Origin of the sequence: Marinobacter flavimaris, from assembly GCF_045057155.1 — a bacterium.
Classification (GTDB): domain Bacteria; phylum Pseudomonadota; class Gammaproteobacteria; order Pseudomonadales; family Oleiphilaceae; genus Marinobacter; species Marinobacter manganoxydans.
Genome location: NZ_CP171359.1, coordinates 188,960 through 211,284 on the forward strand (window position 1 = coordinate 188,960; position 22,325 = coordinate 211,284).

23 protein-coding genes are annotated in these 22,325 nt (G+C 56.2%); 17 read left to right on the forward strand and 6 right to left on the reverse strand.

Annotated elements, in window-relative coordinates:
- Positions 1-196: 196 nt before the first annotated feature.
- The gene (locus ACGK9W_RS01050) at positions 197-448 is read right to left on the reverse strand and encodes a methyl-accepting chemotaxis protein (protein ID WP_069184683.1); all 252 of its coding nucleotides are present in this window, start codon (positions 446-448) and stop codon (positions 197-199) included.
- A 745-nt stretch (positions 449-1,193) separates the two neighbouring features.
- Here ACGK9W_RS01050 and ACGK9W_RS01055 point away from each other — a divergent pair.
- The 6 genes from ACGK9W_RS01055 to ACGK9W_RS01080 all read left to right on the forward strand — a co-directional run bounded on the left by ACGK9W_RS01055 (position 1,194) and on the right by ACGK9W_RS01080 (position 7,620).
- On the forward strand, positions 1,194-2,186 hold the full coding sequence (locus ACGK9W_RS01055) for a YeiH family protein (protein ID WP_069184684.1): 993 nt from the start codon (positions 1,194-1,196) through the stop codon (positions 2,184-2,186).
- 746 nt (positions 2,187-2,932) lie between these two features.
- The gene (locus ACGK9W_RS01060; RefSeq protein WP_205632675.1) at positions 2,933-4,390 is read left to right on the forward strand and encodes a cytochrome D1 domain-containing protein; all 1,458 of its coding nucleotides are present in this window, start codon (positions 2,933-2,935) and stop codon (positions 4,388-4,390) included.
- An 82-nt stretch (positions 4,391-4,472) separates the two neighbouring features.
- Complete coding sequence (locus tag ACGK9W_RS01065; RefSeq protein WP_141697240.1) at positions 4,473-5,057, forward strand: RNA polymerase sigma factor; 585 nt, start codon at positions 4,473-4,475, stop codon at positions 5,055-5,057.
- Complete coding sequence (locus ACGK9W_RS01070; RefSeq protein WP_405418787.1) at positions 5,050-5,895, forward strand: anti-sigma factor family protein; 846 nt, start codon at positions 5,050-5,052, stop codon at positions 5,893-5,895. The genes ACGK9W_RS01065 and ACGK9W_RS01070 overlap by 8 nt, the downstream gene beginning before the upstream one ends.
- Positions 5,896-6,009: 114 nt before the next feature.
- Complete coding sequence (locus ACGK9W_RS01075; RefSeq protein ID WP_083231865.1) at positions 6,010-7,239, forward strand: sulfite oxidase; 1,230 nt, start codon at positions 6,010-6,012, stop codon at positions 7,237-7,239.
- A 66-nt stretch (positions 7,240-7,305) separates the two neighbouring features.
- Positions 7,306-7,620 carry a cytochrome c gene (locus tag ACGK9W_RS01080; RefSeq protein WP_069184689.1) on the forward strand — a complete coding sequence of 105 codons (315 nt, stop codon included), beginning with the start codon at positions 7,306-7,308 and terminating at the stop codon, positions 7,618-7,620.
- 55 nt (positions 7,621-7,675) lie between these two features.
- Here ACGK9W_RS01080 and ACGK9W_RS01085 read toward each other — a convergent pair whose 3' ends face one another.
- From ACGK9W_RS01085 to ACGK9W_RS01105, 5 genes are all read right to left on the reverse strand, one after another.
- A complete protein-coding gene (locus ACGK9W_RS01085; RefSeq protein ID WP_069184690.1) occupies positions 7,676-8,053 on the reverse strand; it encodes a multicopper oxidase domain-containing protein in 378 nt (125 codons plus the stop codon).
- A gap of 393 nt (positions 8,054-8,446) precedes the next feature.
- Positions 8,447-8,665 (reverse strand): MbcA/ParS/Xre antitoxin family protein, encoded by a 219-nt coding sequence (locus ACGK9W_RS01090; RefSeq protein ID WP_081432081.1) that lies wholly within the window; start codon positions 8,663-8,665, stop codon positions 8,447-8,449.
- A 59-nt stretch (positions 8,666-8,724) separates the two neighbouring features.
- Entirely contained in the window at positions 8,725-9,096 is a 372-nt protein-coding gene (locus ACGK9W_RS01095; RefSeq protein WP_049756882.1) for a HipA N-terminal domain-containing protein, read from the reverse strand.
- Positions 9,097-9,652: 556 nt separating this feature from the next.
- Positions 9,653-11,050 (reverse strand): DEAD/DEAH box helicase, encoded by a 1,398-nt coding sequence (locus ACGK9W_RS01100; RefSeq protein WP_405418791.1) that lies wholly within the window; start codon positions 11,048-11,050, stop codon positions 9,653-9,655.
- Positions 11,047-11,598, reverse strand: a complete 552-nt coding sequence (locus ACGK9W_RS01105) for a hypothetical protein (protein ID WP_011785747.1) — start codon at positions 11,596-11,598, stop codon at positions 11,047-11,049. Before ACGK9W_RS01105 ends, ACGK9W_RS01100 begins: the two co-directional genes overlap by 4 nt.
- A 117-nt stretch (positions 11,599-11,715) precedes the next feature.
- Between ACGK9W_RS01105 and ACGK9W_RS01110 the strand changes: the two genes are divergently transcribed.
- The 11 genes from ACGK9W_RS01110 (at position 11,716) to prfB (ending at position 22,274) form a co-directional block, all read left to right on the forward strand.
- Positions 11,716-11,940: a helix-turn-helix domain-containing protein gene (locus tag ACGK9W_RS01110; RefSeq protein ID WP_011785746.1), complete on the forward strand. Its 225-nt coding sequence runs from the start codon at positions 11,716-11,718 to the stop codon at positions 11,938-11,940.
- A 531-nt stretch (positions 11,941-12,471) separates the two neighbouring features.
- Entirely contained in the window at positions 12,472-12,711 is a 240-nt protein-coding gene (rpsP, locus tag ACGK9W_RS01115) for a 30S ribosomal protein S16 (protein ID WP_008176245.1), read from the forward strand.
- A 27-nt stretch (positions 12,712-12,738) separates the two neighbouring features.
- On the forward strand, positions 12,739-13,266 hold the full coding sequence (gene rimM / locus ACGK9W_RS01120; RefSeq protein ID WP_008176242.1) for a ribosome maturation factor RimM: 528 nt from the start codon (positions 12,739-12,741) through the stop codon (positions 13,264-13,266).
- Between the two features lie 3 nt (positions 13,267-13,269).
- Entirely contained in the window at positions 13,270-14,016 is a 747-nt protein-coding gene (gene trmD / locus ACGK9W_RS01125) for a tRNA (guanosine(37)-N1)-methyltransferase TrmD (RefSeq protein ID WP_008176240.1), read from the forward strand.
- Between the two features lie 37 nt (positions 14,017-14,053).
- A complete protein-coding gene (gene rplS, locus ACGK9W_RS01130; RefSeq protein ID WP_008176237.1) occupies positions 14,054-14,410 on the forward strand; it encodes a 50S ribosomal protein L19 in 357 nt (118 codons plus the stop codon).
- 114 nt (positions 14,411-14,524) lie between these two features.
- Positions 14,525-15,427 carry a site-specific tyrosine recombinase XerD gene (gene xerD, locus ACGK9W_RS01135; protein ID WP_288366333.1) on the forward strand — a complete coding sequence of 301 codons (903 nt, stop codon included), beginning with the start codon at positions 14,525-14,527 and terminating at the stop codon, positions 15,425-15,427.
- A 128-nt stretch (positions 15,428-15,555) separates the two neighbouring features.
- Positions 15,556-16,287, forward strand: a complete 732-nt coding sequence (locus ACGK9W_RS01140; protein ID WP_405418795.1) for a DsbC family protein — start codon at positions 15,556-15,558, stop codon at positions 16,285-16,287.
- 145 nt (positions 16,288-16,432) lie between these two features.
- Positions 16,433-17,734 carry a homoserine dehydrogenase gene (locus ACGK9W_RS01145; protein ID WP_405418797.1) on the forward strand — a complete coding sequence of 434 codons (1,302 nt, stop codon included), beginning with the start codon at positions 16,433-16,435 and terminating at the stop codon, positions 17,732-17,734.
- A gap of 11 nt (positions 17,735-17,745) precedes the next feature.
- Positions 17,746-19,146 carry a threonine synthase gene (gene thrC / locus ACGK9W_RS01150; protein ID WP_405418799.1) on the forward strand — a complete coding sequence of 467 codons (1,401 nt, stop codon included), beginning with the start codon at positions 17,746-17,748 and terminating at the stop codon, positions 19,144-19,146.
- 6 nt (positions 19,147-19,152) lie between these two features.
- On the forward strand, positions 19,153-20,886 hold the full coding sequence (recJ, locus tag ACGK9W_RS01155) for a single-stranded-DNA-specific exonuclease RecJ (protein ID WP_405418801.1): 1,734 nt from the start codon (positions 19,153-19,155) through the stop codon (positions 20,884-20,886).
- A 292-nt stretch (positions 20,887-21,178) separates the two neighbouring features.
- A protein-coding gene (gene prfB / locus ACGK9W_RS01160) for a peptide chain release factor 2 (protein ID WP_405418803.1) occupies positions 21,179-22,274 on the forward strand; the annotation gives its coding sequence in 2 pieces (ribosomal slippage) (positions 21,179-21,250 and positions 21,252-22,274; 1,095 coding nt in all).
- Positions 22,275-22,325 lie beyond the last annotated feature (51 nt).

Consider the following 22,325-nt stretch of genomic DNA (forward strand, 5'->3'; position numbering starts at 1 on the left):
GAGCCTACGCCAAATCTAAACGTTCGCTTTGCGACCAGGGCTTACTCTAGACCCAGCTAAACAAAAGCGAACATTAAAGATAGACGAATACGCAACAATCATTGGTATCGCTGGAGGAAGTTTTGCTCTCGTCAATCAGAACGTATATTCAAAAGCGGCTCCAGACCTTGAACTTTCCTGCATGGTTCTTGAGATCTCAGCGAAAACCTTTAAATGAATTGCGGATGCCGTCGACAATGTTTGTTGTCGCCTCGACTACTCCATGGATCTCGGCTTCAGCAGTCAATGCCAATTCTTCAGTAGATCTCTGATTGCGCTGGGCCGGGGTTCGAACCTCATCGGCAATGACGGAAAAGCCTCGGCGCTGCTCGCCAGCGCGGAGTGCTTCGATGGAGGCATTAAGGACAAGAAGGTTTGTCTGCTCGGCTATGATCGGACTCCACCCCATTCAATGACACTCGGTGGAAAGTGCAACGACGTTTATAGCTCCATCATAAGACACATCGTTTGTCCTCAAGGAACCACTTAACGCGTCTGGATAATACACCTCTGAAACTTTGATGGCCCAACGCGCTACTTCAAGAGTTCGAACGAGGCTCTCGCGGGTCTGATTAAAACGCGGCAGGGATTCCGGCACGAGCTGCTAGCGATTTCTTGCTTGCTGGCCAACCGTCGCAACATAAAGTCCTTAACCGTTACTCAATGCAGAACGTGTGTCCCAGACCCGCAGAAAGTCTCGATCAAAAACTCGGCCCTGATGTCCAGGCTGAACCAGCCCCAGAAGTTGCTGTTTAGCGCTCCAGAACCAGTGCAACCACGATGCCGGCCAGTAAATCGCCTCGGATGTTGGAAAGCCAGTCGGCTTTGAGTTTGTTAACCATAGTTGAGTTTCCAGTGCACTCGTCAAAACAGGAAGGGTGTCAGCGGGTTCTCTTTATCAACGAAAAGGCAGGTTACGAACACAACTTGCGGTGACAACGAGAGTAAAACGCGGGAAAACGGGTCGGAATTGCCCACCGACAGCGGGCGCGGAGCTTATCAAACTACAGGTTAAAAGGTAAGGCGCACGAGACAATAGCAGCGGATTAAACACCACTAATCTACATATTCGATTTATATCTCCTTTTTTATTCATTTTACAGATAACAATTTAAGGCATAACGTAATTCCATTAGATAATAAAGGAAAGCGTTATGTACAAAGGTCTTGGGTTATGTGTTCTATTCACCATCGGTGGTTTTTTGCTCACCGCGCTGACAGGCGACCGCGTCAGCCCGCTGGTGTTTGCTCTGGTGCTGGGGGTCATCGTCGGGAATCTTCCCATGCCATGGAAAAGCCAATCCGTTGAGGCCGGACTGAAATTTTCGACCCGCTGGCTGTTGCGCACAGGCATTGTGCTGTTCGGATTTTCCGTCACCATGCAGCAGGTCTTTGCGTTGGGGCCGCGCATTGTGGTTCTGGATCTGTTGGTCATTGTCACTGTTTTGTTTGTTGGCTACCAACTGGGCACCCGCTGGTTCAAGCTGGACCCGGAGACTGCCCTGCTGACCAGTGCGGGAAGCGCCATATGCGGGGCGGCGGCCATTCTGGCAACGGAAGCCACGATTCGGGCGCGGCCTGCCACTACGTCCATGGCAGTGGCAACGGTTGTATTGTTCGGTAGCCTGGCCATGGTGGTGGAGCCCGTGTTGTTTTCGATGATCGGCTGGGATCAGGGCCTGTATGGCATTTACATCGGTGCCACCGTGCACGAGGTCGCTCAAGTGGTTGCGGCCGGCAATGCAATTGGCCCAGAGGCGCTGGCGAACGCGGTTGTCGTCAAGCTGGTACGCGTGATGCTGTTGGTACCGTTCCTGCTGCTGGTGGGCAGATGGTGGCTCAATCGCCACGCAACCAGACAGGATGGCACCCAATCCGTCGGTAAACTGACCGTTCCCTGGTTCGCGTTCGGTTTTGTGGCGGTGGCGCTGTTTAACAGCGTTGTCACGCTGCCGGAAGCCTTGCACGAAAGCCTGACGCTGACGGGCCAGATCGCACTTACCATGGCTATGGCAGCGCTGGGTTATGAAACGCGCATGTCGAAGCTTCGCGCCCTGGGGATCAAGCCTTTTGCTCTGGCACTGATGTTGTTTGTACTGCTGATCGGTGGCGGGCTTGCGGTGACTCCGATGATTGCACTGGCCTGAAATGCTGGACGCAATCGCCCGGGGTGGGTATTACGACGCTCTGTTAAAAAATCGCTCAAGCCGGGTTGTCAGAAACTGAATGGTGTGGCCGCTGTGTCGCCAGAAATGCCAATACAGCGGAACACTCAGGGCCTGATTTTCTGCAATCATGCCGTAACCCACTCCGGCCAGTGCAAACTGGACAAATCCCTGCGAGGACGGGCACAGGTGATAGCGAAAACCGCCGTGATACCCAAAGCTGTCCATGAACCGATGCTGTAACTGGTCGTTTGGGCCGTAAACGATGGCGGGTGCGCGGCTCAGCGAGTCCAGGCTGATACCGTCTGCGAAGAAGTGGTCCCGAAACTCCGGCGAAGGCCCACGTCCTGATCCTCAATCACCAGATCCATCAGCACATCTTCCTGACTGAACCTAATGTAAATGATTCAACAGTTTCTGGCCCGTCGGGGTTGGCCGTTGTAGCCTTTTTCAATGTGATTCGTGGCAGCCTGGTGGCTTTTTTGCAGGTGCCAGCACTGCGTCCGTGATTTGGTTCGGTGCCATGATGGCTGCCATCGCACTGCATCTTGCCCGTAACGGTCTGCAGGGGCCCATGATCTGAACAGGTTCCAAACCTACGTCGGGAATAAATTCCGGCCCGGCAACGCCCTTGGCCCCTGAGTTCTTATCCGACCGGCTCGATCTTGGCATCGCGTTGCCACAGCATGGAGGCGGTCGGCTTTCATTCAGCGTTCGGGGCTTTCAGCATGCATCCAACCATCGGCCAATACGTTCTATCCTTCATCGCTGTTGCCGGAACGGCAATCGGTATCAGCTTGTCTGCCAATGCGGCTGAATCCACCCGCTTCGAGCGCGGGGCCAAGGTTTACAGCCAGCAGTGTGCGGCCTGCCATCAGGCACAGGGCCAGGGCATACCGGGCTCGTTTCCGCCCCAGAAAAACCACACCGCTGAACTGTACAACGCCACCGACGGCATTGGTGGCCGCCAGTATCTTGGCCACGTGCTGCAATACGGTTTGACGGGGTCCATCGAAGTGGGGGGCACGGCGTACAACGGCAACATGCCCGCCTGGGGCGGTGCCCTCACGAACCAGCAGATCGCGGATGTGCTGAACTACGTGTTGACAGCCTTTGGTAACGAGCAGCGTCTTGCGGGAGAGTTTCAGCCCTACACCGCTGAGGAGATCAAGGCGATTGCGGGCCAGAACCTGTCCGGCAAGGACGTGTACCAGTTGCGACAGGCGGTGCTGGGTCAGTCAGTAGCGCCATCCCGGGAAGGTCCAACCGCCCGGTCGGCCCCAGAGCTGAGCCTGGAGAACGCCATCCGCGATCCGCTTTATGTGGCCGTCCAGAACAGCGGTATTGTAAGAGCCTTACCGTCAAAACAGGCCTGGCCTGGCGTGGCAGGGGCGCACTACGATGCTCTGAGCCCGGATGGCTCTCGCCTGATGGTGTCTGGTTTTAAAACCGGTAATGTCTATGTTCTGGATACGGCCAATGGCGACGTCATGGCCAGTGTGGCGATAGGCGAGGTGGCCCAGGGCGTCAAGATCTCACCGGATGGCCGCTATGGCCTTGCGGTTGCGCCGACCCAGGGCGACGTTGCAGTGATCGACATGAACACCCTCGAACTGGTGAAGAAAATTCCGGTGGGCAAGGTACCCCACAATCTCATCTACAGCGCCGACGGCAAATTTGCCTACGTCACTTTGCAGGGCGAAGGCGCTCTGGCAGTCGTGAACATGCAAACCCTGGAAAAACAGCATCAGATTCCGACGCCGGGGCTTGAGACGCCTCACAACGTTGACATCAGCGCCAACGGCCAACGGCTGTGGCTGCGCGACTTTACGGGCAACGTGGGCGTGATGGACCTGGCCAGTGAAACCATGCTGAAAACCTTCAAGGTGGGCAGTGGGCATGGCGGCATCGACGTGGTGCCCGGCGGGAAATACATCGCGACCGGGGCGATTTCCGCGTCCGCCGTGACCCTGATCGACCCCGAAAGCCTGGAAATTGTCAAGAACGTCGATGTGGGCGTCGGCCCCCATGGCGTTCGCGCCAGCCGTGACGGCCGGTTCATATACGCCTCTGTCACGGCGGATAACCAGATTGCCGTGATTGACAGCCAATCCTTGAAGGTCGTTCGCCGGCAACCCGTGGACGGCAAGTTCCCGTTCTGGATTGCGGTTCCCGGCAACCCGTAAAAAAATGTGGCGACAGGGAATAAACTGAACACAGGCGACGTCTTTGGTTAACAAGTCCACCGATTCCAAACGGGCACACAAAATGCGCAGCACCGGAAGCAAGCAGCAGTTTGACACCCTAGTACGCCCCTGGCGTTACCGGCTGTACGGTGTTGCGCAACGCCAGTCCGCCTCGACTGAAATAGCGGAAGACTATACTCAGGAAACCCTGCTTCGGGCCTGGCGGGATTTTGGCCAGTTGGACGACCAGGTAGCAATCTATGCCTGGCTGCTCAGAATTCTCAACCGTGTGGTTGCCGATGGCTACCGCCGGGACAATCGGCGGCGGCAACTGGCCCCGGTACTCACAACCGAAGACGCCGTGCTGAGCGAACACCCCTGCGCCGCTCCCGGCCCGTTCGAGCAGGCACTGAAACATCAGACCGATGCGCAGGTGATGGCCGCCGTTCGCGACCTGCCGGACAACTTCCGGCAGGTGGTTCTGTTGAGGGACTTTGAAGATCTGAGCTATCAGGACATTGCGCAGATTCTGGACCTGGCGCCAGGCACGGTGATGAGCCGCCTGTCACGAGGCCGTCGCCTGCTGGCCGAGCGATTGATCAAGGTGGCATCCGACAATCCGGCTGCCAGTGACAACACGCACACAAGGGTGACCCCCCATGAGTGATAAGCCCTCTATCACCCCCTCTTCGGAATCCCATCAGTGGTCTGACCTGCACCACCAGATTCAGGACTGGCTGGCGGGCTATGCCGATGGCGAGCTGGATGAGCATCACATCACTCTGGTTGAAGCTCACCTTGCTGGCTGTGAGGCCTGCCGACACGATGCCGAACGCCAGCGGATGCTTTCTGAACGACTACAAGAGATACCCGCGCCCAGATTGTCCCCCGCATTTGCCAAGCGCCTCGACGATACCCTTGCCAGCGTCCAGACCAGCGACAGGCGCCCGGTCGGTCAGAAGCCTCTGGAAGGCCTGAAACACTGGTTGACCCGCCTGAGCCCATCGGCTGTCATCGGAGGCGGCGGCTGGGCGGTGGCCATGGTGCTGGCGGCGATGCTTCTGGTACCCAGCCTGACGCCCGAAGATCCCAATCAGATGGCGGTGGCCAGTCAGATTCCCATGGTCATCGACGTGCTGGCCGATTATCAGCGGGTGGTGGGCAACGATCTGCGCACGCCGTCTGACGACGCCGACCTGTCGCCGCCCATGCAGTGGGCCAATGGCCGCGTTCTGGCCCGTTGGACAACCAGAGTAGGTGGCGAGCCCGCCGAGGCCTACGCCGTGCGGCTGGGCAACAGCCTGATCGTTCAGTACCAAATATCGGAGCGCGTGTTTTTCCGGAATCCGGACGTGCGACAGGCCGTGGCCCGTGCCGGTGATTTTCGAACCCGTGACAACGAGCTGGAAGTTATTGGGTTGCCGATGCGGGCATCGGGCTTACTGGTTGTGGCGCCATCGGGCAATGTGCCACCCATCGACAAGTCAGCGATGAGTGCTTCCTGAACCGACCTCGGTGGTTATTTTCTAATCAATCCCTACACTTAACTCATGCATTCGCAATCAGCCCAACAACAAAACCGGAACCAGTCCGGAGTGATCAACAATGAGGGAAATACCATGTCGATCAATGATTCGCCCGCCATTGCCTCCCAGTCTCCGGCAGAGTCAATCCAAATGAGCCGTCGGCGCCTTTTATTGGGCTCCGCCGGTGCCATGGCGTCCGTCAGTCTGCTGGGGCTCAGCCCGCTGGCCAAAGCCGCAGAGCCCAAAACGCTGCCGGACTACGTTCGCTGGAAAAACGCCAATGACGTCATCGTTCACAGTGCCAACACCATCGAAACCGAACGGGGAGCGATTGGCAGTGGTGTGGTCACTGACAGTGACAAATTGTACGTGCGCAACAATCTGCCAGCCCCGAATGCCGATATCGTTGCTGACCGCGATGCCTGGAAAGTGACTTTTGAAGGCGTGAATGGCCCCCAGTCCCTGACCCTTGGCGACCTTAAAAAAATCGGCGTGGAAACTGTGACCACGGTGCTTCAGTGTTCAGGAAACGGGCGGGCCTACTATCAGCACGGGCCGGGGGGCACCCAGTGGGGCACAGGTGCGGCCGGTTGCCTGATCTGGACCGGTGTGCCATTACGGGAGGTTGTCGCAAAACTGGGCGGCGTGAAACCCGGGATGAATTACATCACCAGCACGGGCGGCGAGAGCCTGCCTGCCGGGCTGGACCCGAAAACCATTATGGTGGAACGGTCCATTCCCCTGAAGGCTCTGGATCAGGCCCTGCTGGCCTGGGACATGAATGATGAGCCCATGCCCCTGGCCCACGGCGGCCCTTTGCGCATGGTTGTGCCCGGCTATTTCGGGGTCAACAACGTGAAATACGTGGATCGGGTGGCGTTCACCGAGGGCCAGTCGGACGCCAAGATTCAGGCCTCCGGCTATCGCATTCGTCCCATTGGCGAGAAAGGAGCACCCGATCAGCCGTCCATGTGGGAGATGCCGGTCAAATCCTGGGTTACCGCCCCCCTGACCACCGCCAGCCAGGGCAAAAACCTGGTGTACGGCGTTGCCTTCGGCGGCATGAATGCTGTCAGCAAGGTGGAGGTGTCAGCCGACGGTGGCGAAACCTGGAAGACCGCCCGCTTCCTTGGGCCCGACATGGGGCGTTATGCCTGGCGGCCGTTTGTGGTGTCGATGGATCTGAGCGCCGGCGATCACCGGATTGTCAGCCGCGCAACCGACACCGAGGGCAATACCCAGCCGCCCACACGCACGGAAAACGAGCGCGGATACGGCAACACCAGTTGGAAAGACCATGGCGTGACCGTCACCGTTTCATAAATGCATGAACCTTGTGGCGGTTCGCCCGCCGGGCCGCCCGTTTCTTTGACCGAACCAGGATTTTCCATGTCACTACGTACACTGTTATTCGCTGTACTTGTCTCTGCGTCTGCCACCGTGATGGCGGATGAACAACTCGAACTGGGCAAGAAGGTGTTCACCGAGCAGGCTCAACCCTCCTGCACCATCTGTCACGCACTGAACGATGCAGGATCGGTTGGCGAAATTGGCCCCAATCTGGACGAGCTCAAACCCTCTGCGGAGCAGGTCCGCAATGCGGTAAAGAGTGGCGTGGGGATCATGCCAGCGTTCGGTGATTCGCTGTCGGAGCAACAGATCGAGGCCGTTGCTCACTACGTTGAATCCGTAACCGGGAAATAAACGCAGGAGGGACCGCCGTGCCGGTCCCGGAGTTCACCCAACCCTGCTGAGTTGCCTAGACCTTGTGCACCTCGTAATAGCGCATCATGCCATTGTCCTCGTGCTCCATATTGTGACAATGGTAAGGATAGAGTCCCGGGAAGTCGGTGAAGGTCAGCGCAATCCGGACCCTCTCTCCGGGCAGCACCAGCACGGTGTCGTGCAGCCCTGAATCCACGATGCCGGCCGCCAACTGCCCGGCAGCTAGTGCATCGGCGTAGCGTCGGCTTAGCACCCTGAACTGCAATCCACGGACATGCATGGGATTCGGTATCATGGTGTTGTTGAAGAACTCACAAACCTCGCTTTCGCCCAACAAAACAACTTCGCCATCGGCCACCGTCGCACCTTCAAACTGACGACCTTTGATGGTAAAGCCTTGCATCAATTTCATGCCAAGCCGGAACAATCGGGGGGGCTGTGATCGTGTCCGGGCGTGGCAGGTCGGCCAGTTCATTGCTCAGCCGTTCAGGGTGTGTGGATATTTACCCCATGTCAAAGCCTAAGTTTGGGATTTGACATTTCCTTGATAAATCCTTCAACAAACCTTGACCCACCATCCAGTCTGGACTTCCCCCACTAAACACGACAACCCCGAGCCTCAAACGGAGGCAAATTGGGCGGCATTGAAGGCCATTCCGAATGTTCGCTTTGCGACCTTAGCGTGCGTTGTTTCTGAATAGCGGATTTAGTAGGTCTCTATCTGAAAAGGTCTGCTTTGTTGTCATAGTGACCTGCCTCCAGTCTTTAACTCGAATAATACGCTCAGCCCAGCCTGAGCTTGTCCTCAGCTAAATTCTCCAGCTTCAATCTTAGATAGCAGCTGATAAACTCGACTGCATCCTTCAGGTGTTCTGAGCAGCTCGCTGGGGACGGCTCCACCTAGCGCCCTGACCGGACTTTCTAACCACTTCAGAGCGATCTGTCGAGACTCAAATATTGTCTCGGCCCTCTGTTGCACCGATTCCGGCGAAACGTTGGGTATGGCGGCTTCTCTTTCGGACATAAACTTGCACCTATTTCAAATGACCGAGGTGTCCGGGAATAACTGCGGCAGATATTGTTTTACCGGGTATTTGGTCCAATGCGGGATTCTGGCCATCGGCTGTGGTGCTCATCAATTGGCTCAATCGTCACAGCACCAGCCAAATCTCTCCCGTTATTGATTAGCAACGTAAAACTATCGTCAGGGTCAATGCGCTGCTCGAAGGCCTGCACTCGCTTCAGCCATCCTTCTGAGCAAAGACCGCTGAAATAGGGAGGCAACCCCTCGGACTCATATGGCTCTGGACGAAGAGGCAAGCTCATGCTCAGGGCACTACCGATTTTTAGATATTGGGCGTCATACTGAAATCGAACACGGCTCCCGATACGCTCCAAGCGTCCTGCGAGCGTCCCATGCATAAAGATGTTCGCTTTGGTGCTGACGCGGCCCATTCGTTGTGCCTCTCCCTTAGTGGTCGACTAATCCCGGAAAGTGTTTTAACACGCTTCTCTGACTCGCTCTTCCCAGCTCAATCGTTTTCAGCTTTGTTTACTGACCAGTTGACCATGGATGATCAGTTTCCAGACCACTTTAAAGGCTAAATGACGATTTGCTCCAATTACCTCTCGATTTGCAACCACATTTCCCTGAACCAAGTCGTTCCAGAAAAATGCTATATGGTTTGCACAGCTCTCGGAACCAAGTTTCTGGCGCTGCCTGTCATTGTTCGCCCAAATTTTCAAATATCAGTGCCCACTATGATCGATGCCACAAACATATCTATACACAACTGCAGTAAAGTACAAAGTGACCACCGCAGACTTGGCTGGGGCTGAGCTGGCGAAAAGCCTGTACTTATCTAAATGACCGCCTTTTCCAATATCAAGCGTGACAGCCGCTGTTAGCGTGTTCCATTATTAATCGATTTGTGGTTTGGTAGGCGATCTTTTTCTTTTTACGCATAGTTAGGCGAACTATGCGTAAAAAGGGCTAGAACCTACGGAAATCTCAAGTACTAGTAGCAAAAAGGGCGAGAACCTCATTCCAGTACTGGTTACTAATACGCAGGTCGATTTCCTCTTCTTTCGGTGTTTCGCTGGATAGACCAGAATATTCAACTGACACCTGCTCGTCGGGATCCAAGGTGAAGACGAATTTGTCGTCGTGGTCGCATTTCATTGCTTTCGATTCCTGAGTACCTCTAGTCTTCAAATCCGGGATGAATGAAACAACCTTTTTCCCGGGAAGATCTTCTCCAATTTTACGAGCAAATTCCGCTAAATTTGGTTCAGCCAACATGTAAAGCCAAGCACTGGTATCTGCGGGATCAGTTGGCTGTCGCCTGAGAATTCGGCCGAGCACCTGCCGGAAGTGCAGCTCGGTTCGGATTCTGCTCAGATGACAGCAAACCTGAAGCCTGGGAATGTCGGTGCCTTCGCTGATCATTCCAACCGAGACGATCCAACGATCGGACGACGTCTTGAAATTGGAAATCATGCGCTGCGCTTCAGGCGTCTGATAGGTGACGATGATCGGATGCTCCCCAGCAAGCGCAAGGCGCCTTGCTATTTGTTCAGCGTGGCTCACAGATGCTGCGACAACTAGCCCCCCTGCCAAAGGCGTATGTTTGCGTATGCTTGTCAACCTTGCTGATGCCTCAGAGAGAAGCTGGTCAATGACTGCATCTCTGAACAAGAAATCCGGATAGGTTATGTGCTCGTTTTTGAGAGAGTCGCTAATGCTGGCGAACGTTTTAAGGCCGAAGTCTGCCGAGCTCAGGCTGATTTCACGATTGTCCGTGAGAACGATTTTTGGTGCCCGGCATACGCTGTCAGAAATCGCTTTTTGCAAACCGTATTCATAGTCGCAGTGAATCTGGCCAGTTGATTTCGTGTACTGAGAGAGAACGATAGGGCTGTCATCGGTTCGCCAGGGAGTGCCGGAGAGCGCCATGGTATAGCTCGCCTTTCCCTGGACCTTATCTAAAATGGTCCGTCCCCAACGGTTGCCAGTGGGAGAGTTGCCCCAAACGATCCCTGAGCAATGATGTATTTCGTCAAGAACCACGAGTACGCGGTGTTCGCGTAATACTTGCCATAATTCCTCGGGCAGAGTGTGCATGGATTGGTAAGTGTAGGAGCCGCCTGCCGCCCCGATTTGCCCATTGAAGCTACGCCCAAGAATTTGACTAAATGCTGAAGCCACACCTTCAGCAATGGCACGCGATGGCGAGAAGCAAAGGACAAAATCGATTTTGTCTTGCTGGAAAAGTGCCTTGGCAACCAATGCCACCATTACAGTCTTACCAGCGCCCGGTGTTGCGTGGCAGAAAAAGTGCGTTTGCCTCTGAAAGGTCGCAAGAGCTTTCTCAATACATTCAGCTTGCCAGGCGCGGAGTTGGATCATGCATGGAGCCCAATATCCGCCAGAACGGCTTCCACGGCACGAAGCTGACCTAGTAGTTTCGTACTCCGGTCGCGTGACTCTAAATATTGTGTTCTGACGATGTCCTGGAGCGCTGGAAATTTGTTGTAGAGACGCTGATACTCCTCTGCCTCTCCGATACTCGCCATCAATTCGACTTTTCGCGTTGAAAGCTCCTCTCTTAAATCTCTGACCGTGTTTGGGTCCATTAGAAACTCGGTGTCCTCCACTGAGTGTCCATAGGGTGAAGGTTTAACTTGAACAGATATTCCTTTCGGCACACCGCGATAGATGAATTTGCAGCCTCGTCCCGTCTCGCCGTGATGCCTTTTCAAAAGGCCCGCAGACTCCAGGCGGAGCAGTTGCTTGTATATGTGTTTGCGAAGCGAGCCGCGGTCCAGATTCTGAGGGCAGGATATTTGGGCTGCGTATAGATCCCGAATCTCTGTCGTTGAAAAAGGACTATTCCCGAGCTGCTTAATCAGATGAAGCAAAATTTGGTCAACGCGAATTCGCTTCGATTCGTTCATGGAAGAGTCCTAGGTTTGTCTGACAGTCGATCGGGCCGACCTTTGAAAATGGGTAGTATATGCCGTGGCTCCATATGCCTCAAGAAACCATAGTCTTGCTCTTTATGAGGGCAAGAAATGGGTTCTATTGTTTGTGAAGCTTTCGGGCGGAATCTTCGAGCAATTCGAAAATCAAAAGGATTCTCCCAAGAGCGCTTAGCGCACGATGCTGGGATAGATAGAAGCTATGTTGGCAAGATTGAGAGAGGGGAGGTCAACATTACGCTCGAAAAAATTTATGTATTCGCTGAATTACTTGAATGCTCGCCAAAAGATCTGATGCCAGATCTTAACCAGCACTGAAAGAAATTTTATGGTTTCGTGAATACATTGATAGTCTTCGAATGCCTCGGGGCGAATTGATCATTTTATGCTCAAGGAGGGCCGGCGAGGCCTCTTATAAAAAGTGCCCTAAACTGCAATAATGCGTGCTTGTTTCGCCTCATATGGCACCAAAACGAGAATTTTAGTGACCCAAAATCTTTTTCATTTCCTCATAAAAATAGTAATTACAGATAGTTAGAGGTTTACTCACTCGCGCAGGTTTTCCATAAGGGTCTTAGAAATTCAGCAAGAAAGGCGGTATGGCGAATATGATGCGCGGCATGGGCGGCATGATGCCCCCTGGCGGCGGTGGGGGAGGCGGAATGCCCCCGTTTGGCCGTATGTAAAAAGCCTTACATGGAAAACGGGGAAACAACTGGTTTTGCTGTTTTCTTTGGCGCTTTTTTAGCATAGAATGGCGCCCCTTTCGAGTATGGGTCTTCGCGTCAGCTGGTATTCAGCAGGCGTGAATCGTACAAAGTTCGTTCAACAGAACAGGATATTGGTTAAATGGTAATTATCCGTTTGGCTCGTGGCGGCTCCAAGAAGCGCCCGTTCTACCATCTGACAGTCACCGACAGCCGCAAATCCCGCGACGGTCGTTTTATTGAGCGTGTAGGTTTCTTCAACCCGGTAGCCCGTGGTCAGGAAGAGAGTCTTCGCGTTGATCGTGATCGTGTCAATTTCTGGCTCGGTCAGGGCGCGCAGACCAGCGAGCGCGTTGCACAGCTGCTGAAGGCTGCTGGGTAAGACAGTACTGACACCGGGGTTTATGGCATGACACAGAATTCGCAGGAAACTGTGATCGGCCGGATTACCTCGGTGTTTGGGGTCAAAGGATGGCTTAAAGTCTTTTCCTACACAGACCCCAAGGAAGGAATACTGAACTATCCCGATTGGACTCTTGATCTGGATGGCAAGCGTATTCCGGCCAAGCTTGAGGAAGGCCGCCGCCAGGGGCAGGGGATCGTCGTCAGGCTGAAAGGTATTAACGACCGTGATCTGGCCCGCACGTATTGTGGTGCCGAAGTCAGGGTTTCCACTGCTGAATTGCCGCCGCTTCCCGATGGGGAGTACTACTGGTTTCAGTTGGAAGGTCTTGATGTGTTCACGGTGGATGATGAGTGCCTTGGTAAAGTGCACCATCTGATGGAAACCGGATCCAACGATGTTCTGGTGGTGCAGGCAACAGCAGGCTCCATTGATCAACGTGAGCGTCTGATCCCCTATCTGCCGGGCGAAGTGGTGCAGAGTGTTGATCTCGCCGCAAAGCAAATGGTGGTGGACTGGGATCCGGAGTTCTGACGGGTGTGGATTGGCGCAGTCAGTCTGTTCCCGGAGATGTTCGGTGCGGTGACGGATTACGGGATCACAGGGCGTGCGGTTCGGGATGGTCTGCTGACCTTTCGGACCTGGAATCCCCGTGAATTTACCCAGGACCGGCATCGAACGGTAGATGACCGGCCCTATGGTGGCGGCCCGGGCATGCTGATGAAAATTCAGCCCCTGAGGGACGCAATCCATGCGGCACGGGAATCGGCACCCGGAAACCCTTGTGTGGTTTACCTGTCGCCCCAGGGTGAGACGCTGAACCAGTCTGTTGTCGAGTCGCTCGCGGCAGAACAGCAACTGATTCTGGTGGCGGGCCGGTACGAGGGTGTTGATGAGCGCCTGATAGCGACGGAAGTCGATCGGGAAGTGTCACTGGGCGATTTTGTGCTGTCCGGTGGCGAACTGGCAGCGATGGCTGTTATCGATGCGGTTACACGCCTCATCCCCGGAGCGCTGGGTCATGCGCAGTCGGCAGAGCAGGATTCTTTCGCCGACGGTTTGCTGGATTGTCCGCACTACACCCGGCCCGAGGTTTACGAAGGTCAGGCGGTGCCGGATGTTTTATTGGGCGGTCACCATGATCAGATCCGGCGTTGGCGGCTCAAGCAGTCGCTGAGGCGAACCCGGGAGCGACGCCCCGACCTGCTGGAAAAGCGGGTGTTTACGGACGAAGAGCGTGAGCTGCTGGAAGAGATTTTGAACGAACCGGGTGCCTCTGAATAATCAGGGCATTAACAGATTGGGTATCAGGAGCATTACGATGAGCGGCAAGAACAACATCATCAGTCAACTTGAAGCAGAACAGATGACCAAGGAAATCCCCGCGTTTGCGCCGGGTGACACCGTGGTCGTTCAGGTTCGCGTAACCGAGGGTAACCGTGAGCGTCTTCAGGCGTTCGAAGGTGTCGTCATCGGCAAGCGTAACCGCGGCATGAACTCCTCTTTCACCGTACGTAAGATCTCCTACGGTGTTGGTGTTGAGCGTACTTTCCAGAGCTTCTCCAAGCTGATCGAAAGCATCAGCGTGAAGCGTCGTGGCGATGTTCGCCAGGCCAAGCTTTACTACCTGCGCGACCTGTCTGGCAAGGCGGCTCGTATCAAGGAAAAGCTGGGCTGATCAGCAGTGCGCTGAACAGCAGTCAGGAAAAGGCAGCCGAGGGCTGCCTTTTTTGTGTCTGAGGTTTCGGTATGCTTGGTGTGTTGTGGGACCTATGCAGTCTGGGAACTTGCCATGAGAGCAGAAGATGAATCGGTGATCGTCAGGTTTGTTGATGCCATCTGGCTGGAGGACGGACTGGGCGAAAAAACCCGCCAGGCTTACCGGAGCGATCTGTTGCGGTTGTCGGAATGGCTCGAAAATCAGCCTGGCAAGCCGCTGCTCAAGGATGTTCGCAGAACCGACTTACTGGCGTGGATGTCCAGTGGCCTCGCGCAGGGCGTCAAGAGCACCACGGCGGCCAGGCGGTTGTCCGGGCTGCGGCGGTTTTATCGGTTTCTGCTGCGAGAAGGCCTGATTACTGAAGACCCGACCCTTCGGATTGACAGCCCCAGGCTGCCTCGGCGTCTCCCCGACTCGCTGACCGAGGGCGAGGTGGATGCGCTGCTTTCCGAGCCGGACCCCGGAATTGCCATCGAGCTCAGGGACAAGGCCATGCTGGAAATACTCTACGGTTGCGGTCTGCGGGTCTCGGAGCTGACCGAGTTGCGGGTTGATCAGGTAAACCTTCGTCAGGGCGTGGTTCGGATCACTGGCAAGGGCGACAAGGAGAGATTGGTCCCCCTGGGTGAAGAGGCAGTGGACTGGTTGCTGCAGTATATGAAGGAAGGGCGGCCGGAACTCCTTAAAGGGCGATCCTGCGATGCGCTGTTCCCGGGCAACCGTGCTGCGGCGATGACTCGTCAGACTTTCTGGCATCGTATCAAGCACTACGCGGTTCGAGTGGGTATTCGCAAACACCTGTCGCCTCATACACTCAGGCATGCCTTTGCCACGCACCTACTTAATCATGGAGCGGACCTGCGTGTGGTGCAGATGCTGCTAGGCCACTCTGACCTGTCGACAACACAGATATACACCCATGTGGCTCGTCAGCGACTGCAGTCGCTGCACCAGGCTCACCATCCCAGGGGCTAGCCGTGGGGCGGTTCCGCGATTGGGGGTGAACTTTCTTTTTGTGTATTTGTCGCATTGAATTGATTCCCGGCCTGTGCCAATACTGCCCGGGTTGTTTAACTGCTTACTGGAAAAGGTTGTTTGCCAGAATGAATATGAAACATGTGGTTGTGGCGCTTGGAGTTGTCCTGGGTGCCTTTGGCGCGGCCAGCGTCAGTGCCGGTGAAGTGGAAGACCGGATTTCCGAGCGTCTGACCCAGGCTGTCCCCGGCCTCAAGGTGGTGTCGGTAAAAGAATCCGAAGCCAAGGGCCTCTATGAGGTTCAGAGCAACAATGGCGACACCATCTACGCGACCGAGGATGGCCAGTACCTGATGACGGGAGATCTTCTCAAGATTACCGATCAGGGCATTGCCAATGTCACCGAAGCCGCCCGCACGGAGGCCCGTCGCGAAATGATTGCGGACTATGGTAACAAGGGAGTTATCAGCTTCCCGGCGAAAAACGAAAAGGCCGTGGTAAACGTGTTTACTGATATCGACTGCCCTTACTGCCGGAAGCTGCATGACGAGGTGCCGCAGTTGAATGACTATGGCATTACCGTCAATTACTACGCGTTTCCACGGTCCGGCCCCAATACAGCGTCTTTCAAGAAGTATGAGTCGGTCTGGTGTGCTGACGATCAGCAGGCGGCCATGGACGCAGCCAAGGCCGGCCGCTCAGTACCCGACGCCAGTTGCGAAAATCCGGTGGGCGAGCAGTATGAGCTTGGTGGCCGGGTAGGGGTCACAGGGACACCTGCCATTGTTTTGGAAGATGGCAACATGGTTCGTGGCTATGTCCCGGCCCAGCGTCTGGCGGAAGGCCTCGGGCTACTCTGAAATCCTGGCGCACCTATCGTACGGGATGCGTTACACGGTATTTTCGAAGGATCCGATTCAGGGCTTATTCAGTGAGGCCTGAATCGGTATACTATGCCCGCCTAATATAATTCATCAGCACCCCTTCGGGATCAGAGGTGAGAGTTTGAAAGACGTCAGTGTCGGAATCTGCGGATTGGGAACCGTCGGCGGCGGTACCTTTAATGTCTTGACCCGCAACGCCAGGCTGATTGCCGGTCGGGCCGGATGCAATATCCGGATTACCCGGGTTGCCAGTCGCCGGGCCCGCGAGGATATGGACCTCGGCGATGTGCCCTTCAGTACCGACATTTACGACGTGGTGAACGATCCCGACGTGGATATCGTGGTCGAGCTCATCGGTGGTTACGATGCGGCTAAAGAGCTGGTGCTGGCGGCAATCCGCAACGGCAAGCACGTGGTTACCGCGAACAAGGCCCTGATTGCCGTCCACGGCAACGAAATCTTCGAGGCGGCCGAGAAGGCTGGTGTTGTGGTGGCTTACGAGGCGGGTGTCGCCGGCGGTATCCCGGTCATCAAGGCTGTTCGTGAGGGTATGGCGGCAAACCGCATTGACTGGATTGCCGGCATCATCAACGGCACCGGGAACTACATCCTGACCGAAATGCGTGCCGGTCGGGAATTTTCCGAGGTTCTCAAAGAAGCCCAGGATCTTGGGTACGCTGAAGCAGACCCTACCTTTGATGTGGAAGGCATTGATGCCGCCCACAAGCTGACCATACTGGCATCGGCCGGGTTTGGCGTGCCTCTCCAGTTCGAGAAAGGCTTCACCGAAGGCATTTCGAAGATTACGCCTTATGACATTGCTCACGCCGAATTGCTGGGTTATCGCATCAAGCACCTCGGCATTGCCCGTCGCCGCGATGATGGCATCGAGCTGCGTGTGCATCCGACCCTGGTGCCCCAGAGTCATCTGATTGCCCAGGTTGATGGTGTCCTGAACGCGGTCCTGGTGGATGGCGATGCCGTTGGCCAGACCATGTATTATGGTCCCGGAGCAGGGGATGAGGCAACCGGGTCGGCTGTTATTGCCGATATCGTCGATGTGGCCCGTGCCGTGGCGACAGAAAGCAACCTCCGTGTGCCTTACCTTGGCTTCTCACCAGATGCCATGGAAGACCTGGATGTGCTGTCCATGGAAGACATCCAGTCTGCCTACTACCTGCGCATTACCGCACTGGACCGTCCGGGTGTACTGGCCAAGATTGCCTCCATCCTGAGCGAGCATGGCATCAATATTGAGTCGATCATGCAGAAGGAATCCGAGCTGAAAGACGGTCGTATTCCGGTGATCATCCTGACCCACACCGTTCAGGAACGGCAGATCAACCGTGCGATTGAAGAGCTGGAAGCCCTGTCCGATACCGATGGCCAGGTTGTCCGCATCCGCGCTGAAAACTTCAACTGACAGGTACGAACGTGAGATACATCAGTACGCGGGGTGAAGCGCCCGCACTGGGGTTTGAGGATGTTTTGCTGACCGGACTGGCGACAGACGGCGGTCTCTACGTTCCCGAATCCCTGCCTCATTTCAGTCTGGAAGAAATCCGTAGCTGGCGCGGACTTTCCTACAGCGAGCTGGCTTTCAACGTCATGCACCCGTTCGTGGACGACGCTGTGCCTGCGGATGATTTCCGCAAGATGCTGGACGAGACCTACTCGGTCTTCGCCCACCAGGCCGTGGCTCCGCTGGTTCAGCTGGATACCAACGAATGGGTGATGGAGCTGTTTCGGGGCCCGACCCTGGCGTTCAAGGATTTCGCCCTGCAGCTGTTGGGCCGCCTTCTGGACTATGTCCTGGAGAAGCGCAAGCAGCACGTGGTTATCATGGGGGCAACTTCCGGTGATACCGGTTCGGCTGCCATCGAAGGCTGTCGCAAGTGCGAGCACGTGGATATTTTCATTCTGCATCCTTACCAGCGGGTGTCAGAGGTCCAGCGCCGCCAGATGACCACCGTTCAGGGTGACAACATCCACAATATTGCGGTGCGTGGCAACTTCGACGACTGTCAGCGCATGGTGAAGGAGAGCTTCGGCAACCAGTCATTCCTGGGTGGCAAAACCCAGCTGGCCGCCGTGAACTCCATCAACTGGGCGCGGATCATGGCCCAGATTGTTTACTACTTCCACGCTTCCCTGGCGTTGGGTGGCCCGGACCGGAGCATGGCGTTTTCGGTACCCACAGGGAACTTCGGCGATATCTTTGCCGGCTACCTGGCCAAGAAGATGGGGCTGCCAATCTCACAGCTGGTCATTGCCACCAACCGAAACGACATCCTGCATCGTTTCATGAGTGGCAACAAATACGAACAGCACCAGCTGGAGCACACCCTGTCTCCGAGCATGGATATCATGGTGTCGAGCAATTTCGAGCGCCTGCTGTTTGATCTGCACGGCCGTGACGGGCTGGCAGTGAAGACCCTGCTGGAAAATGCCGCCAAAGGGCCGGTCAGCATCGAGGATTACCGCTGGAAGCATGCGCGCAAGTTGTTCGACAGTGACGCGGTGGATGACAAAGCCACCTGCGATACGATTCGTGAGATTTACGAACAGAACGAGTATCTTCTGGATCCTCACACCGCCATCGGGGTTCGCGCTGCGCGCAACTGTCGCCGTGATCAGGCGGTACCGATGATCACCCTGGGTACCGCGCACCCGGCCAAGTTCCCGGATGCCGTGGCCGAATCCGGCGTAATTGTGAAGCCGCCTCTGCCGGCCCATATGGCCGACCTGTTCGAGCGGGAAGAGCGCTACACGGTGCTGGATAACAATATCGCCGGTGTGCAGGAGTTTATTGCCAAGCACTGGAAAAACGCCTGACCGGGTATGACACCAAAAAAGATCCTGCGTCGCCCCCAGCCCGAGACATTCCCGGACTGGGGGCAAAACCTGCCTCCCTTGCTTCGCCGTCTTTACGCGGCCCGTGGCGTTACTTCCGATGAACAGCTCAGCTACACGCTGAAACACTTGGCCTCGCCCATGTCACTTCGGGGCATCGACCGGGCCGTCGAACTTCTTGCCGAAGCCATCGAACAGCAACAGCGGGTTCTGGTGCTCGGGGATTTTGACGCCGATGGCGCCACCAGCACGGCCGTCGCCATGCTTGGCCTTTCAATGCTGGGTCTGCAGAGCATCGATTTTCGCGTCCCGAGCCGGTTTGCCGATGGCTATGGCCTGACGCCGGGTATTATTGAGCGCTTGCGCGATGAAGGTCAGCTTCCCGACCTGATGGTTACCGTCGATAACGGCATAGCCGCCGTTGAGGGTGTTCGAGCGGCCAAAGAGCTTGGCGTGAAGGTGGTGGTGACGGATCACCACCTGGCCGGTGAAGAGCTCCCGGACGCCGATGCCATCGTCAATCCCAACCAGCCGGGCTGCCCCTTCCTGAGCAAGAACGCCGCCGGTGTGGGCGTGATGTTTTACGTCCTTACGGCGTTGCGCAAGCAGCTCCGGGAAACCCAACGCCTGCCTGATCCCGAGCCGAACCTGGGGAGCCTGCTTGATCTGGTGGCCCTGGGTACGGTGGCTGATGTCGTGCCCCTGGACCATAACAATCGGATCTTCGTGGAGCAGGGCCTGCGCCGGATACGTCAGGGCGAGGCCCGGCCGGGAATCCTTGCCCTGCTGGAAATTGCGGGCCGCGACCATACCGCGATCAGCTCAACCGACCTTGGATTTGTGGTTGGCCCCCGTCTGAATGCGGCGGGCAGGCTTGACGACATGAGTATCGGTATTGCCTGCCTGCTGGCAGACAGTCCGGACGAGGCGCGTCGACTGGCGCGGGAGCTGGACACCTTCAACCGTGAACGCCGGACCATCGAGAAAGACATGAAGGCCCAGGCACAGGATCTGCTGGCTTCCATGTCTCTTGATCTTGAGGAACTGCCCTGGGGCCTCGCCCTGTTTGATCCTGAATGGCATCAGGGGGTTATCGGCATCCTCGCGGCCCGAATTCGAGAGCAGACCCACAGACCAACCATTGCCTTTGCCCCGGATGACAATGGCGAAGACATCAAGGGATCCGCCCGGTCCATCCCGGGTTTGCATATCCGGGATGTGCTCGCGGTGGTCGACTCCCGCCACCCCGGCATGATGAAAAAGTTTGGGGGTCACGCCATGGCCGCCGGCATGACCCTCGCCAAAGCCGATCTGGATGCTTTCTCCGAAGCCTTCGATCACGCCGTTCGCGACACGCTGTCGGCGGAAGATCTGGAAGCCGCGATCACCACCGACGGGCCGCTTGGGCAAAACGAGCTGTCACTGGACACCGCGGCACTGCTCAAGCGGGCCGGCCCCTGGGGGCAGCATTTCCCGGAGCCGTTGTTCGACGGCGAATTCCGGGTGGTGAGCCAGCGAATCGTTGGGGAGAATCACCTGAAACTGGTGCTGCAACCAGCCGAGGGCGGCGGAATTATCGACGGCATAGCGTTCAATACCGGCCCGGAAGTGCCCGACTACACCCGCACCGGGGCCCGGGTTGTTTACAAGCCGGATGCAAACACCTTTCGGGGGCGGACCAATCTGCAGTTGCTGGTGGATTACCTGGAGCCGCTCTCTTAATTCCCCGGCCCCCGGCCGATCAGGCTGAAGAATGAAGCCAAAATCATGGGCAGGAGGCAGGCAAGGCTTTCCGGGAGTGTCGAAAACAGGGATGTTTTCGTCAAGCGTACAGGGACGTATTCACAGCGTCTCCCGGAAAGCCTTGCCTGCCTCCTGCTTGCACCGGTCTCTGGAATCCACATCGGCTGTTTGCTCCTCAAGGCCGAAAAACCACGGCTGATTTAGAAAGCAATTTCGGGTAGAATCCGCCCTCTGTTTTTACTCTCCATTTTCTAAAGCGAGTAAGGGTTTCATGGAAATTAATCCCATTGTGACGAAGATTAAAGAGCTTCGTGAGCGCACTGAAGCGCTCAGGGGGTATCTTTGACTACGATCAGCGTAGTGAGCGACTGACCGAAGTTGAGCGCGAACTGGAGCAGCCGAGTGTCTGGGACGACCCCGAGCGGGCTCAGGCTCTGGGCAAAGAGCGCGCGGATCTTGAACTGATCGTCAAGACCATCGACAACCTCACCTCCGGCCTGGAAGACGCCGAAGGTCTGCTGGACATTGCCGCAGAAGAAGAGGATGCGGGCACCGTTGCCGAGATCGAATCAGATCTTGAGGGCCTTGATAAAGAGCTCGAGAAGCTCGAATTCCGCCGCATGTTCTCCGGCGAAATGGACGCCAACAACGCCTACCTGGATATTCAGGCCGGCTCCGGTGGCACCGAAGCCCAGGACTGGGCCAACATGCTCCTGCGCATGTACCTGCGCTGGGCAGAGCGTCGGGGCTTCAAGGCCGAAATTGTCGAGCTGATGGAAGGCGATGTGGCGGGTATCAAGAGCGCCACCATTCACATCCAGGGCGACTATGCCTATGGCTGGCTGCGTACCGAAACCGGCGTGCACCGGCTGGTGCGTAAATCGCCGTTCGATTCCGGCAACCGTCGGCATACTTCGTTTTCTTCCGTGTTTGTGTCACCGGAAGTTGATGACAGCTTCGAAATTGAAATCAATCCGGCGGATCTGCGAGTGGATGTCTACCGTGCCTCCGGCGCCGGTGGTCAGCACGTTAACCGGACCGAGTCGGCGGTACGTCTGACTCACAATCCCACCGGTATTGTTGTGGCCTGTCAGGCTGGCCGAAGCCAGCACCAGAACAAGGACCAGGCCATGAAGCAGCTCAAGGCGAAGCTGTTTGAGCGTGAGATGCAGGAGCGTAACGCCGAGAAACAGAAGGCCGAGGACGCCAAGGCCGATATCGGTTGGGGCAGCCAGATCCGCTCCTATGTTCTGGATGACAGCCGTATCAAGGACCTGCGCACCAAAGTTGAAACCAGTAATACCCAGTCGGTGCTGGACGGTGACATTGACAAGTTCATCGAAGCCAGCCTGAAGATGGCGCTGTAACCAGCGCCTTTGCCACGCTAACCCGGACAACCCGATTCCTAGTGAGCCAAA